This is a genomic window from Streptomyces sp. NBC_00096 (assembly GCF_045041305.1).
In the GTDB taxonomy this organism is placed as follows: domain Bacteria; phylum Actinomycetota; class Actinomycetes; order Streptomycetales; family Streptomycetaceae; genus Streptomyces.
In genome coordinates, this window is the sequence record NZ_CP108221.1 from 6,454,097 (window position 1) to 6,467,439 (window position 13,343).

The window sequence follows — 13,343 nt, forward strand, 5'->3', positions numbered from 1 at the left end:
AGTGCAAGTTATGCAAGGGATCCATGCGCGTGACGCAATCCGCCGCCTCCGGCCTCGATCTGAACCTCCTCGTCGCCCTGGACGTCCTCCTCGAGGAGTCGAGCGTGTCCCGGGCCGCCGCCCGCCTGCACCTGTCCGAGCCCGCGATGAGCCGCACCCTCGGCCGGATCCGCAAGGCGCTCGGCGATCCCGTCCTGGTCCGCGCCGGGCGCACCATGGTTCCCACCCCGCACGCCCTGGCCGTCCAGGGCGAGGTCAGGGCCGTCGTGGAACGGGCCCGCGCGCTCTTCCTGGCCGGCGGCCGGCTGGACCTGTCGACCCTGACCCGCACCTTCACCGTGCTGGCCAACGAATCCTTCACCGCCGTCTGCGGCGCCGCCCTCTTCGGCAGGGTCGCCCTGGAGGCGCCGGGGGTGCGGCTGCGCTTCCTGGCGGAGAGCCACATCGACGTGCCCGCGCTGCGCGAGGGCGTGGCCGACCTGGAACTCGGCATGATCGACGCGCGTTCGCCGGAGGTGCGGACCGAACACCTCGCCGACGAGCACATGATGGCCGTCGCACGCTCCGGGCACCCGCTGCTGCGCGGGCGGCTCACCGCGCGCCGGTTCGCCGCCGCCCAGCATCTGATCGCCTCCCGACGCGGCCGGCTCGAGGGCCCGGTGGACACCGCACTCGCCGGACTGGGGCTCACCCGGCGGGTGGTGGGAAGCGTCGGCACCTTCCCGACGTCCCTCTTCGTGCTCCGCGAGACCGACCTCGTGGGCCTGATCACCGGCCAGGCCGCGCCGCTCGCCGAGCAGTTGGGGCTGGAGGTCTTCGAGATCCCCCTCGAACTGCCGCCGCTGCCCTTCGGCATGGCCTGGCACCCGCGCCACGACGCCGATCCCGCGCACGCCTGGCTGCGCGACTGCGCCCGCGCGCTGATGCCGGCGGGGGCGCAGGGGTAGGGGCCGACTGCGCACCGGGGCGGCGGCGGAACCCCCGACGCCCGGTCCGGAATCGGCCGAACGGCCGAGGGCGGGCCGGGACCAGGGGGCTGAAAGGCCCTGTGGATCAGGGACTTTGCCCGGATGGCAGACCGCCTCCGATTGCTTAGGTTTGCCTAAGCCGTCTCTTTCGGATCTTGCCGGGCCGACAAGATCCGAAAGAGACGGCCCAAGTGGAGTCGAAGAAGGAGGTCCGGTGCCGTCGCTCAACGACAGCCGTCCCGGGACGACCGTACGCATCACGGGGATCGACCCCGGTCAGGCCGGCGGAAGCCGGCGCCGGCTCCTGGAGTTCGGCTTCGTGCCGGGCGCCGATGTCACCGTGATCGCCAGGGGCGCCACCGGGGGCCTGCTCGTCGGGCTCGGCGACGCCCGGGTCGCGCTGGACTCCCGTACCGCCGGCCGGCTGAGGTGGGGCCGATGAGCTGTCACGGCACCGAGGGCGCGGCGACGGCGGCGACGGCGCTGCTGGAGCGGGGGACCACCGCGCCGTTCGTGGCCCTCGTCGGCAACCCCAATGTCGGCAAGTCGACCCTCTTCAACGCCCTCACCGGCGCCCACCAGCGCGTCGGCAACTGGCCGGGCAAGACCGTCTCCGTCGCCCAGGGCGACTGGCGCACGCCCGCCGGCCGCCGCCTGCGCGTCGCCGACCTGCCCGGCTCCTACAGCCTGCTGCCCGACTCCCCGGACGAGGCGCTGGTGTGCGACGTGCTGACCGCGCCGCAGGGGGAGCGGCCCGACGCGGTGGTCTTCGCCCTCGACGCGGCCAACCCGGCCCGCAACCTGTACCTGCTCTCGCAGCTCCTCGACACCGACATCCCCGTCGTGGTCGCCCTCACCATGACCGACGTCGCCGCCCGGCGCGGCGCGGCCCCCGACCCGGACGCGCTGGCCCGCGAGCTCGCGCTGCCCGTCGTACCCGTGGAGGGGCGCGGCGGGACCGGCCTGGACCTGCTCGCCGACGCCGTCTGCGACCTGCTGGACACGGAGCGGACGCCGCTGGTGCGGGCCACCGGCTGGGCGGCCGGGTCGCCGGTGGCCGGAGAGCTGGCCGCCCTCGTGGAGCAGGCCCGGGCGCAGAGCGCGCACCCCGCGCGGTGGCTGGCCGTCAGCCTGCTCTGCGCGCAGGAGCCGCTCCAGTGCCCTCCCGCTCTGGCCGAGGGGGCTCGGGCGGCCGCCGACCGGCTCGCCGCGGCGGCCGGGGACGCGGACACCGACGCCGAACTCCTCGTCGCCGAGGCCCGCTACGCCTGGGCGCACGGCGTCATCGAACGCGCGGCGCCCCGTCCGGCGGGAGCCCGGCCCACCCTCACCGACCGGGTGGACCGGCTGCTGCTGTCCCGCGTCTTCGGCATCCCGTTCTTCCTCGCCGTGATGTGGGGCGTCTTCCAGGCCACCACCGTCCTGGCCAAACCCCTCCAGGACGGCCTCGGCGACTTCGTCTCCGGACCCGTCAGCAGCGGGGCCGACCGGCTCCTGGAAGCCGTCCACGCACCCGGCTGGCTGACCGGCCTGCTGGTCGACGGCCTGATCAACGGGGTGGGACAGCTGCTCACCTTCGTCCCGTTGATGATCATCATGTTCCTGCTGCTGGCGCTGCTGGAGGACTCCGGCTACTTCGCCCGAGCCGCCTTCGTCGCCGACCGCCTGATGCGCACCCTGCGGCTGCCCGGCCGGGCCTTCCTGCCGCTCGTCGTCGGCTTCGGCTGCAACGTGCCCGCCTTCGCCGGCACCCGGATCCTCAACCGCCGCTCACACCGGCTGCTGGTCGGCCTGCTCATCCCGTACATGAGCTGCACCGCACGCCTCGCCGTCTACGTGATGATCGCGGGCGTCTTCTTCGGCTCGAACTCCGGCACCGTCGTCTTCTTCCTCTACGTCGCCTCCGTGCTGCTGGTGGTCCTCATGGGCCTGATCCTGCGGCCCCTGCTCTTCAAGGACATGAAGGAGGAACCGCTCGTCCTGGAGCTGCCCCCGTACCGGCTGCCCACCCTGCGCGTCACCGGCGCACAGGTCTGGCAGAAGCTCTCCGCGTTCCTGCGCACCGCCGGCGGCATCATCGTGGCCACCGCGGCGGCGGTCTGGCTGCTGATGGCCCTCCCGGCCGGCGCCGGCCACGGCGGGTTCGGCGAGGTCGACGTCGAACAGAGCGTCTTCGGTACGGTGACCCGCGCGACCGCGCCCCTCGTGGCCCCGGCCGGCTTCGGCGACTGGCACGCCACGGCCGCGCTCGGCACCGGGCTGATCGCCAAGGAGGGAGTGGTCTCCACCCTCGCCCAGACCTACTCGGCCGGGGAGGACGGCGACCCGAAGCTCACCTCGAGCCTGCACGCCACCTTCGGGGAATCCTCCGGCGGCCACCAGGAGGCCGCGGCACTGGCCTTCCTGGTGTTCGTCCTCGCCTACACCCCGTGCATGGCCGCCCTGGCCGCGCAACGGGCGGCGATCGGCACCCGGCTGACCGTCATCGGCTTCGGCATCCAACTGGCGGCGGCCTGGCTGCTGGCCACGGGCGTCTTCCAGATCGCGAGGCTGGTGTGGTGAGCGGGACGCTCCGCGGTGCCGCGGCGAACGAGCCCGGCCCGTTGCGCAGGCTGCTGCACGCCTTCGAGGAGGCCGCCCCCGGCGAGGGGCTCGCACAGATCGCCGACCGGCTGGGCATCGGCCGGGCCGAGGCGGCCGACCTCGCCGCGTACTGGGTCCGCAAGGGACGCCTGACCCGCGAGGAGATCGGCGCCCCCGACTGCTCGGGCTGCTTCTTCGCCTCGCGCTCCTGCACCACCTGCCCCGCCGGCTATGCGTCCGCACGGCCGGTGCTGGTGGGGCTGAGCCCCGTACGCCCGGCGGATCCCGCGCGCCCCTGAGGCCCCGGGCCACCCGGTCGCGTACGCCCCGAACGCCCCGTACGCCGTACGGACTGACCCGAACGCCTCCCCCGTCCGGGGGAGGTCCGGCGCCGGGACCGTCCCCGGGCGGCGCCGTACGGGCAGGCTTGCGCACATGCGACAGCAGTACGACACGTCAACGCCCCCGCCGGCCTTCTCGGTCGCCGACGCCTTCACCCTGCGCACGGCGCTGGACGCCCTCGGCGGGGTCCGCGGCCTCGACACCCTCGACGTGGCCTGCGGACACGGCACCACCACCCGGATGCTGGCGAGCGGCGGAGCCCGCCGGACGGTCGGCGTCGACAGCTGCCCCGAACGCATCCGCCGGGCCCGGGAGAGCGGGGGAGAGCCCGGGCACGGGGTCGAGTACGTCGTCGCGGACACGGTCGGCCTGCCCGCGCTGGGCCCGTTCGACCTGGCCACCGCCGTGTACCTGTTCAACCAGGCCCACGACCGGACGGCCCTGCACGCCATGTTCCGGGCGGTACGCGCCAACCTGCGCCCCGGCGGGCGGCTCCTGGCCATCGTGCCGAACCCCGGCGCCTTCCCGTACGCGGACTGGGAGCCGTACGGGATCAGCGTCGTCGAGCGGGCTCCGGGCGGCGACGCACCCCTGCTGCGGGCCCGGCTTGAGACCGACCCGCCGATCCCCTTCGAGTGCCGCGAATGGGCCCACGCCGACTTCGCCGAGGCCGCCGCCGACGCGGGCTTCGCCACCGTCACCTGGCAGCCGACCCGGACCCCGCCGGCCTGCGCGGTCCGGGACGAGACGTACTGGGCCCGCTACCGCACGGCCCCCGTCGGCTCCCTGATGAACTGCATGGCCTGACGGCACCGACCGGGCGGGCCCGCGCGCCCCGGCGGTGGCGGTCCGGTCGGTCCGCGTGCCCCCGGCCGCCCGGCTTCGGGCGGCTCAGGCCTCCGACGCCGCCGCGCGGACCAGCTCCACGATCCGGTCGCGGGCCGCCCTGCCCTCCGGGAGGGGCAGCAGCGGATACACGTGCGGCAGCCCCGGCTCCTCGTGGAACTCCACCTCGGCGCCGGCCGCCCGCGCCCGGTTCAGGAGCTCGCGGCTGTCCGTCGTCAGGACGTCCCGGGTGCCCGTGAACACCGTCATCGGGGCCAGCCCCGCGAACGACCCGTACAGCGGGCTCACCCGGGGGTCGTCGGCCGTCAGGTTGCCCGCGTACAGCCGCCCGGCCTCCCGCAGCCCGGGGCGGGCCAGCATCGGGTCGCCCGCCTCGATGGCCTCCTGGTCGGGATGGCTCATGGACACGTCCAGCCAGGGGGAGATCAGCACGATCCGGGAGGGCTGCGCCCCGGTGCGCTCGCGCAGCCGCTGGGCCGCCGCCAGCGCCAGCCCGGCGCCCGCGGAATCCCCGATGAGCACCGTGCCGCCGTCGCCGTCCCCACCGCTCGCGATCAGCCCGCTGAGCAGGTCGGCGGCGACCGGGACGGTCCGGTCCGCGGTTCCGCGCGGGGCGAGGATGTACGCCGGTACGACGACCCGGGCGTGCGCCTGCGTGACCAGGGTCCGGATCAGCGCCCAGTGGGGCCGGACCAGTTCGTTGATGTACCCGCCGCCGTGCACGTACAGCACCCGCGCGGCCGGCTCGGCTCCGAGCGGCGAGACGTCGTACACCGGCCAGGCCCCGACGAAGGTCCGGGAGACCTCCGCGACCCGGCCGAGCGAGCGCGGCGGCAGATGGGACGCGGGCCGCCGGGCCGACTCGGCCACCCGGGTGCGGACCGCCTCCGCGCTGCCGAACCGTCTTCGCCGTCCCGCCGCGATCAGCGCGACCGAAAGCGCCCTGCTGCGCAGACTCGGCACGCCCCTCACCTCCCCATTCCCGCCCCGGCCCACTCCCCGGCCCCTGCCCGTCACCCCAGGAGCATAGGCGTGAAGCTGGGCTGTGGACCCGCTTAAGAAATCCTCGATGGACTGATCACCCGCAGGTCGGCAGATTGGTGACCGTCCGAACGCTGCCGGGCCCCCGCGCCCCGTAGCCCTCCCTTCCGCATGCCTGGAGCCACCCCCATGAAGGCACTCGTCAAGCACAAGGCCGAGCCCGGGCTGTGGCTGATGGACGTTCCCGAGCCCGAGTACGGCCCCGGCGACGTGCTGATCAAGGTGCTGCGCACCGGCATCTGCGGAACGGACCTGCACATCCGCTCCTGGGACGGCTGGGCGCAGGGCGCCGTCAAGACCCCGCTCGTGCTCGGCCACGAGTTCGTCGGAGAGGTGGCCGCGCTCGGCGCGGGCGTCACCGGCATCGAGGTCGGCGCGCTGGTCAGCGGCGAGGGCCACCTGGTCTGCGGAACGTGCCGCAACTGCCTGGCCGGCCGCCGCCACCTGTGCCGCAGCACGATCGGCCTCGGGGTCGGACGCGACGGCGCGTTCGCCGAGTACGTGGTGCTGCCCGCGCAGAACGTGTGGGTGCACCGGACCAAGGTCGACCTCGACGTCGCGGCGATCTTCGACCCGTTCGGCAACGCCGTGCACACCGCGCTCTCCTTCCCGCTGGTCGGCGAGGACGTGCTGATCACCGGCGCGGGCCCGATCGGGATCATGGCGGCGGCCGTGGCCCGGCACGCGGGAGCGCGCAACGTGGTCATCACCGACGTCAGCCCGGAGCGTCTGGAGATCGCCCGCAAGGCGGGCGCCACGCTCGCCCTGGACGTCTCGAAGGCGACGATCGCCGACGCGCAGGCGCAGCTGGGCCTGCGCGAGGGCTTCGACGTCGGCCTGGAGATGTCCGGCCGCGGCGAGGCCATGCGCGACATGATCGACAACATGACGCACGGCGGCCGGATCGCGATGCTGGGCCTGCCGGCGCAGGACTTCGCGGTCGACTGGGCCAAGGTCGTCACCTCGATGATCACGATCAAGGGCATCTACGGCCGCGAGATGTTCGAGACCTGGTACGCGATGACCGTGCTGCTGGAGGGCGGGCTCGACCTCAGCCCCGTCATCACCGGCCGGTACGCCTACGGGGACTTCGAGGCCGCGTTCGACGAGGCGGCGACCGCCCGCAGCGGCAAGATCATCCTGGACTGGTCGCAGGCGTAACGGCGCCCGCGGCCCCACAGACCATTTCCCTCCGGCCGGGCCCCGCATCACCCTCCCCCCTCCGCGGGGCCCGGCCCCTCCTCCTTCCGCCGCACCAGCAGAAAGAGAGCACCGCACATGTTCGAGACCGTCCGCGATGACCTCCGCACCACCCTCGACGAGATCCGCGCCGCAGGCCTGCACAAGCCGGAGCGCGTCATCGGCACCCCGCAGAACGCCGCCGTCGCCGTGACCTCGGGCGGCGCCGCAGGTGAGGTCCTGAACTTCTGCGCCAACAACTACCTCGGTCTCGCGGACCACCCCGAGGTCGTCACCGCCGCGAAGGAGGCCCTGGACCGCTGGGGCTACGGAATGGCCTCCGTACGGTTCATCTGCGGTACGCAGGAGGTGCACAAGGAGCTGGAGGCGCGGCTCTCCGCCTTCCTCGGCCAAGAGGACACGATCCTCTACTCCTCCTGCTTCGACGCCAACGGCGGAGTCTTCGAGACCATCCTCGGCCCCGAGGACGCGGTCATCTCCGACGCCCTCAACCACGCCTCGATCATCGACGGCATCCGCCTGTCCAAGGCCCGCCGGTTCCGCTACGCCAACCGCGACATGGCGGAGCTCGAGACCCGGCTCAAGGAGGCCGCCGAGGGCGGTGCCCGCCGCAAGCTCATCGTCACCGACGGCGTGTTCTCCATGGACGGCTACGTCGCCCCGCTCGCGGAGATCTGCGACCTCGCGGACCGCTACGACGCCATGGTCATGGTCGACGACTCGCACGCCGTCGGCTTCGTCGGCCCCGGCGGCCGCGGCACCCCCGAACTGCACGGGGTGATGGACCGGGTGGACATCATCACCGGCACCCTCGGCAAGGCGCTGGGCGGAGCCTCCGGCGGCTACGTCGCCGCGCGCGCCGAGATCGTCGAGCTGCTGCGCCAGCGCTCGCGTCCGTACCTCTTCTCCAACTCCCTCGCCCCGGTCATCGCGGCCGCCTCCCTGAAGGTCCTCGACCTGCTGGAGTCGGCGGGTGACCTGCGGGAGCAGCTCGCCGCGAACACCTCGCTCTTCCGTACGAAGATGACCGAGGCCGGCTTCGAGATCCTGCCCGGAGACCACGCCATCGCCCCGGTGATGATCGGCGACGCGGCGGAGGCCGCCAAGATGGCGGAGCTCCTGCTGGAGCGCGGGGTCTACGTGATCGGCTTCTCCTACCCGGTGGTGCCGATGGGCGCGGCGCGGATCCGCGTGCAGCTCTCGGCCGCCCACTCGACGGCCGACGTGGAGCGCGCGGTGGCGGCCTTCACGGACGCCCGCGCGGCCCTGACGGCCGCCAAGGCCTGACCTCGGCCCGAACCCCCGCCCACCCCGCCCGGTCCACGCACCCGGGCGGGGTCAGCACTTCCCGGCCCGGGCCCGCGCGGGCTACGGGGCGGGCGGGCTGTGCCTGGGGGGTGTGCGCTGGGTGATGGTTGCCGGGGCTGTGCCCGCCTGGCTGTGCCCGCCCGGCCGTGATCGCGGGGCTGTGGACGCTCGGTCGTGACTGGCGGGGCGGGGCGGACCGGTCGGGAGGGGGCTTCGGCCGGACCGTGGGTTCGGGCCGTGTGCCCGTGCGGTCCGGGTACGGGCGGCGGCGGGGGCGGCGCGTGCCCGTCGTGCGGCCCGCTCAGGGCCTGCGGGCTGCGAGAATGGCAGGGTGATCGACCCCCGCCGGCTGCGCATCCTGCGGGCCGTGGCGGACCACCGTACGGTGACCGCCGCGGCCGCAGCCCTGTACCTCACCCCCTCCGCCGTCTCCCAGCAGCTCGCGGCGCTGGAGCAGGAGACGGGGCACGCACTGCTGACCCGTAGCGGCCGGGGCGTACGGCTCACCGCGGCCGGTGAGATCCTGCTCGGGCACGCTCACGAGGTGCTGGCGCAGCTGGAGCGGGCCGAGGCCGAGCTCGCCGCCTACGCGGGCGGTTCGGCGGGCGCCGTCACCGTGGCCGCCTTCGCCACCGGGATCGCCGAGGTCCTGGCCCCGGCGATCTCCCGGCTCGCTGTCGACCACCCCGGGATCCGGTTGCGCGTACGCGACGCGGAGGGGGACCAGAGCCTGCCGCTGCTGCTCGACGGCGAGGCGGACGTGGCGCTCGCGGTGGAGTACCGGGGTGCCCCGGGCGCCGGCGACGGCCGGCTGTCCGTGCTCCCGCTGTACGCGGAACCCTTCGACGCGGTCCTGCCCGCCGGGCACCCCCTCGGCGACCTGCCCGAGGTGCCGCTGGCCGACCTTTCGGACGCGGACTGGGTGGGCCAGTACCCGGGCAACCCCTGCCACGACGTGATGCAGCTCGCCTGCGAACTCGCGGGCTTCCAGCCCCGGCTGGTGCACTCTTCCGACGACTTCCGGGCCGTGGTCGCCCTGGTCGGCGCGGGCGCGGGTGTCGCCCTGGTGCCCCGCTCGGCGCTGCGCGGCATGGACCTCAAGGAGGTCCGGGTCCGGCCCGTGTCCGGCCCGGCGGCGACCCGCCGCGTCTTCGCCGCCACCCGGCGAGGTGCCGAGACGCATCCGTTGATCGCCCCGGTCCTGGCGGCCCTGGCCCGCGAGGCGGGCCGCCTCCCGGCGCACTGAGGCCACTCCGCACCCCGCCCGCGCCCCTGGCCGGTGCGGGGGAGGACGAACCCGCGGGTACGACCGCCCGGAGACCGGCCCGCCCGCGGCGGCCCGGACCCGCCCCCCCGCCCGAACCGACCACCGGCTCCCCCTTGTTGCCCCCTGGGCATGGCCCCGCCCTGCCTGGCCCCGCCCGGGCCGAGGCCGTCGCGCTGCCCCGGGGCGTCCTGCTGCGTGTGCGGCTCCCGATGGCTCCGCCCGGCGGGGGGCAGCCGCTCGGGTCCGGATCGTTGCCCGGTGGACAGCAGCAGCGGGGGCCTGGACCGGCGGGCGGCGGGGAGCAGTAGGGGTGGGGTTCTGCCCGCGGGGGCAGCCCACGGGCGGGGTTCCGCCCGGCGGGGAGGGGCTCCGGGGTGGAGGGAGGGGCTCCGGGGTGGGTCGACGCCGGGCGGGGTGCCGTTCAGGTGCGGATGACCTCCACGCCCGCCGCCTCGAAGGCCTGGGCGACCGACGGGGACAGGCCGGTGTCCGTCACCAGGACGTCCACGGCGTCGGTGGCCACGATGCGGGCGAAGGCGCGGACGCCCAGCTTGCTGGAGTCGGCCGCGATCACCACGCGGCGGGCCCGCTCGCAGAGCAGCCGGTTCATGGCGGCCTCGTCCTCGTGGCGGGTGGCGGCGCCGTCGGCCGGGTCGAAGGCGTCCACTCCGACGACGGCGGTGTCCACGGAGAGCTGGCCGAGCACCTCCATCGCCAGCGGGCCGGTGAGCTCGTAGGACTGGGGCCGGGCCACGCCGCCCGTCAGCACGATCTTGAACTGCGGTCTGATGACCAGCTCTCCCGCGATGTTCAGGGCGTTGGTGACCACGGTGAGCGCGGGGGAGCCGGTGGCGAGGTCGGCGCGGGCCGCCAGCGCCCGCGCCACCTCGGTGGTCGTGGTGCCGCCGGTCAGCCCGATCACCTCACCGGGGACGATCAGCGCCGCGACGGTCTCGCTGATGCGGCGCTTCTCGGCGGCCCGGCGCGAGGTGCGGTAGCGCAGGGGGAGTTCGTAGGAGACCCCGTGCAGGACGGCTCCGCCGCGCGTGCGGACCAGCAGCTGCTGCTCGGCGAGCTGGTCGAGGTCGCGCCGGATCGTGGCGGCGGACACGCCGAGGGCCTCGGCCGCGGGCTCCACCTCCAGCTCGCCCCGCTCCACCAGCAGGTCCAGCAGTGTCTGCCAGCGTTCCTTGCGGGTCATCGGCCGCCCCTTCGGTCTTGGCTTCGATCTTCGCCTGATTGTTCGTGTCGATGGTCTCTCCTGGCCTACGCCTCGACACTAACGCAGGGGATCATCCAGAGAATGCTTGAAGTTGCGCGAAAGTCGGCACTATCTTGCAAGAACACGCATTCGTGTAGTCAGGTCCACGCACCACGCCAGGGAGCCGCCATGAGCCATGTCGCGTACGAGTTGGGCACGCAGCCCGCATGCTGGGAGCGGGCCGCCGCACTGGCCCCGGAGCGCCGGGCCGCGCTGCCGCAGCCCGGGGAGCGCACCGCCATCGTCGGATGCGGGACCTCGTACTACATGGCCCAGGCCGCCGCCGTACTGCGCGAGGAGGCCGGAGCGGGCGAAACCGACGCCTTCCCCGCCTCCGAGTTCCCCCGGCACCGGCGCTACGACCGGGTCATCGCGCTGACCCGGTCCGGGACCACCACCGAGGTGCTCGACCTGCTGGCCGGTCTGCGCGACGCGGGAGTGCCCACCACCGCCGTCATCGGGGACCCGGCCACTCCCGTGATCACCCTCGCCGACGAGCTCGTCGTCCTGGACTTCGCGGACGAGCGGTCCGTCGTGCAGACCCGCTTCGCCACCACCGCCCTCACCCTGCTGCGCGCCCACGTCGGCCTGCACAGCCCGTCCGTCGTCGCCGACGGGCGCGCCGCGCTCGCCGAACCGCTGCCCGCCGAGCTGGAGACCCGGGGCCAGTTCACCTTCCTGGGGCGCGGCTGGAGCGTCGGACTCGCCAACGAGGCCGCGCTGAAGATGCGCGAAGCCTCCCTGGCCTGGGCCGAGTCCTACCCGGCCATGGAGTACCGGCACGGACCCATCAGCGTCTCCGCGCCCGGCACCGTCACCTGGTCGCTCGGCGACGCCCCCGAGGGCCTCGCCGATCAGGTCCGGGGGACCGGAGCCCAGTGGGTCGCCGGGCACCTCGACCCGCTCGCCGAGCTGGTCCGCGTACACCGCCTGGCCGTTGCCGTCGCCGCCCACCAGGGGCTCGACCCGGACGCACCGCGCAACCTGACCCGCTCGGTCATCCTCACCACGGGCGAGGAGGCGGTCCGATGAGCCTGGTCTCCGCCGGCGGACTGGTCCTGGAGGCCGCCGCCCAGGGCCGCGCCGTCGCCGCCTTCAACATCATCACGCTGGAGCACGCCGAAGCGGTCGTCGCGGGCGCCGAGTCGGCCGGACTTCCCGTCGTCCTCCAACTGAGCGAGAACGCGGTCAAGTTCCGGGGCGGGCGGATGCTGCCGATCGCCCGCGCGGCCGTCGCCGTCGCCGAGGCCGCCGGGGTCCCCGTCGGCCTGCACCTGGACCACGTCAAGAGCTCCGAACTGCTCCGCCAGGCCGTCGACGCCGGATTCAGCTCGGTCATGTACGACGCCGCGCACCTCCCGTACGCCGAGAACCTGGAGGCCACCCGCTCGGCCGCCGACTGGGCGCACGTCAACGGCCTCTGGATCGAGGCCGAGCTGGGCGAGGTCGGCGGGAAGAACGGGGCCGCGCCGCTGGACCCGCACGCACCCGGCGCCCGTACCGACCCCGACGAGGCGCGGCGGTTCGTCGCCGACTCCGGAGTGGACGCGCTGGCCGTGGCGATCGGCAGCAGCCACGCCATGACCAGCCGGACGGCCGCGCTGGACCACGCACTGCTCGGACGTCTGGCCAAGACGGTCGACGTGCCGCTCGTCCTGCACGGATCCTCCGGTCTGCCGGACACGGAACTCGCGGCGGCCGTCGCCGGCGGCATCCGGAAGGTCAACATCGGCACCGCGCTCAACGTGGCGATGACACAGGCCATTCGCACCCATTTGACCCCGGCGGATCCGCGCCCGTATTTGACCGCCGCAAGGGAGGCGATGACGGCGACGGCCACCGCTATGATCAGCGCCCTGAACTGACCGAACGGGTACCGGGGGGCTTGATGGACACGCAGCGGGGTCACACCAACAGACGGCGGTTCCTTCTGAAAGCGGGGGCCCCGCTGCTCCTCCTCGGGGGCGGGCTCGGCTACGCGTTCTGGCCCGCGGGGGAGGACGGCGAGAAGGTGCGCACCGACCTCGCTCCGCTCAACCGCCGCTTCTGGACCGCGCTGGGCGACCTGTCCGATGCGCACTGGCTCGGATACAACATCGACGAGTCCGACAGCGAACGGCTGACCGTACCGGGCCCGGAGACCCGGGTGCGCCTCGTCGGGATCGCACACCTCAAGCCCGGCACCGCGAACCGCATCCTGCGCGATCCCGCCCACCAGTTCGAGGGCACGGCGCTGTCCACCCTGCCCGGGAAGCTGAAGCCGTACGTCCCGTCCGCTGCGGCCTGGCGGCAGAGCGACACGTACGACAAGCGCGCGCTCGAGGAGGGTCTGAACGTCGTGCCGACGGGCACGTTCTGTTTCGACGGAATACGCGACCTCGTGTACTTCGACTACGTCTTCTTCTACGGCTGAGCCGCGGTCCGCGGGAGACGTCCCCGCCGACCCTTCCGGATTCTTGGAACAGGTTCTAGTCTGCCCCCCGCGGTGACGGTGGACGACCGCGAGACCCTGAGCCACGAGAGACCC

13 protein-coding genes are annotated in these 13,343 nt (G+C 74.0%); 11 read left to right on the forward strand and 2 right to left on the reverse strand.

Annotation, left to right across the window (positions count from 1 at the left end):
- Nucleotides 1-23: 23 nt before the first annotated feature.
- From OG904_RS28680 to OG904_RS28700, 5 genes are all read left to right on the forward strand, one after another.
- Nucleotides 24-947, forward strand: coding sequence for a LysR family transcriptional regulator (locus OG904_RS28680; protein ID WP_405495844.1), 924 nt, complete (start codon nucleotides 24-26; stop codon nucleotides 945-947).
- A gap of 235 nt (nucleotides 948-1,182) precedes the next feature.
- Nucleotides 1,183-1,410, forward strand: a complete 228-nt coding sequence (locus tag OG904_RS28685) for a ferrous iron transport protein A (RefSeq protein ID WP_405495846.1) — start codon at nucleotides 1,183-1,185, stop codon at nucleotides 1,408-1,410.
- Entirely contained in the window at nucleotides 1,407-3,530 is a 2,124-nt protein-coding gene (gene feoB / locus OG904_RS28690) for a ferrous iron transport protein B (protein ID WP_405495848.1), read from the forward strand. The genes OG904_RS28685 and feoB overlap by 4 nt, the downstream gene beginning before the upstream one ends.
- A complete protein-coding gene (locus OG904_RS28695) occupies nucleotides 3,527-3,850 on the forward strand; it encodes a hypothetical protein (protein WP_405495850.1) in 324 nt (107 codons plus the stop codon). Before feoB ends, OG904_RS28695 begins: the two co-directional genes overlap by 4 nt.
- Nucleotides 3,851-3,986: 136 nt before the next feature.
- Nucleotides 3,987-4,700, forward strand: coding sequence for a class I SAM-dependent methyltransferase (locus OG904_RS28700; protein WP_405495852.1), 714 nt, complete (start codon nucleotides 3,987-3,989; stop codon nucleotides 4,698-4,700).
- Between the two features lie 84 nt (nucleotides 4,701-4,784).
- Here OG904_RS28700 and OG904_RS28705 read toward each other — a convergent pair whose 3' ends face one another.
- On the reverse strand, nucleotides 4,785-5,702 hold the full coding sequence (locus tag OG904_RS28705; protein WP_405495854.1) for an alpha/beta hydrolase fold domain-containing protein: 918 nt from the start codon (nucleotides 5,700-5,702) through the stop codon (nucleotides 4,785-4,787).
- A 207-nt stretch (nucleotides 5,703-5,909) separates the two neighbouring features.
- On the opposite strand from OG904_RS28705, the gene tdh reads away from it, so the two are divergent.
- The 3 genes from tdh to OG904_RS28720 all read left to right on the forward strand — a co-directional run bounded on the left by tdh (nucleotide 5,910) and on the right by OG904_RS28720 (nucleotide 9,534).
- Nucleotides 5,910-6,941: an L-threonine 3-dehydrogenase gene (gene tdh, locus OG904_RS28710; protein WP_405495856.1), complete on the forward strand. Its 1,032-nt coding sequence runs from the start codon at nucleotides 5,910-5,912 to the stop codon at nucleotides 6,939-6,941.
- 117 nt (nucleotides 6,942-7,058) lie between these two features.
- Nucleotides 7,059-8,267 carry a glycine C-acetyltransferase gene (locus OG904_RS28715; RefSeq protein ID WP_405495858.1) on the forward strand — a complete coding sequence of 403 codons (1,209 nt, stop codon included), beginning with the start codon at nucleotides 7,059-7,061 and terminating at the stop codon, nucleotides 8,265-8,267.
- A 352-nt stretch (nucleotides 8,268-8,619) separates the two neighbouring features.
- Nucleotides 8,620-9,534, forward strand: coding sequence for a LysR substrate-binding domain-containing protein (locus tag OG904_RS28720; RefSeq protein ID WP_405495860.1), 915 nt, complete (start codon nucleotides 8,620-8,622; stop codon nucleotides 9,532-9,534).
- Between the two features lie 442 nt (nucleotides 9,535-9,976).
- On the opposite strand, the gene OG904_RS28725 is transcribed toward OG904_RS28720, so the two are convergent.
- A complete protein-coding gene (locus OG904_RS28725) occupies nucleotides 9,977-10,756 on the reverse strand; it encodes a DeoR/GlpR family DNA-binding transcription regulator (RefSeq protein ID WP_405495862.1) in 780 nt (259 codons plus the stop codon).
- Nucleotides 10,757-10,945: 189 nt separating this feature from the next.
- Between OG904_RS28725 and OG904_RS28730 the strand changes: the two genes are divergently transcribed.
- From OG904_RS28730 to OG904_RS28740, 3 genes are read left to right on the forward strand one after another with little or no spacing between them, the layout of a single operon-like run.
- Entirely contained in the window at nucleotides 10,946-11,848 is a 903-nt protein-coding gene (locus tag OG904_RS28730) for an SIS domain-containing protein (RefSeq protein ID WP_405495864.1), read from the forward strand.
- Nucleotides 11,845-12,681 carry a ketose-bisphosphate aldolase gene (locus tag OG904_RS28735; protein ID WP_405495866.1) on the forward strand — a complete coding sequence of 279 codons (837 nt, stop codon included), beginning with the start codon at nucleotides 11,845-11,847 and terminating at the stop codon, nucleotides 12,679-12,681. Before OG904_RS28730 ends, OG904_RS28735 begins: the two co-directional genes overlap by 4 nt.
- Before the next feature lie 23 nt (nucleotides 12,682-12,704).
- Nucleotides 12,705-13,229, forward strand: a complete 525-nt coding sequence (locus tag OG904_RS28740; RefSeq protein ID WP_405495868.1) for a hypothetical protein — start codon at nucleotides 12,705-12,707, stop codon at nucleotides 13,227-13,229.
- The last annotated feature ends 114 nt before the right edge of the window (nucleotides 13,230-13,343 follow it).

Excerpts from the sequence above, each read along its gene's own strand:
- OG904_RS28725 (WP_405495862.1), bottom strand. The coding sequence starts at position 10,756 with ATGACCCGCAAGGAACGCTGGCAGACACTGCTGGACCTGCTGGTGGAG.
- OG904_RS28730 (WP_405495864.1), top strand. The coding sequence starts at position 10,946 with ATGAGCCATGTCGCGTACGAGTTGGGCACGCAGCCCGCATGCTGGGAG.
- OG904_RS28700 (WP_405495852.1), top strand. The coding sequence starts at position 3,987 with ATGCGACAGCAGTACGACACGTCAACGCCCCCGCCGGCCTTCTCGGTC.
- OG904_RS28715 (WP_405495858.1), top strand. The coding sequence starts at position 7,059 with ATGTTCGAGACCGTCCGCGATGACCTCCGCACCACCCTCGACGAGATC.
- OG904_RS28735 (WP_405495866.1), top strand. The coding sequence starts at position 11,845 with ATGAGCCTGGTCTCCGCCGGCGGACTGGTCCTGGAGGCCGCCGCCCAG.
- tdh (WP_405495856.1), top strand. The coding sequence starts at position 5,910 with ATGAAGGCACTCGTCAAGCACAAGGCCGAGCCCGGGCTGTGGCTGATG.
- feoB (WP_405495848.1), top strand. The coding sequence starts at position 1,407 with ATGAGCTGTCACGGCACCGAGGGCGCGGCGACGGCGGCGACGGCGCTG.
- OG904_RS28740 (WP_405495868.1), top strand. The coding sequence starts at position 12,705 with ATGGACACGCAGCGGGGTCACACCAACAGACGGCGGTTCCTTCTGAAA.
- OG904_RS28680 (WP_405495844.1), top strand. The coding sequence starts at position 24 with ATGCGCGTGACGCAATCCGCCGCCTCCGGCCTCGATCTGAACCTCCTC.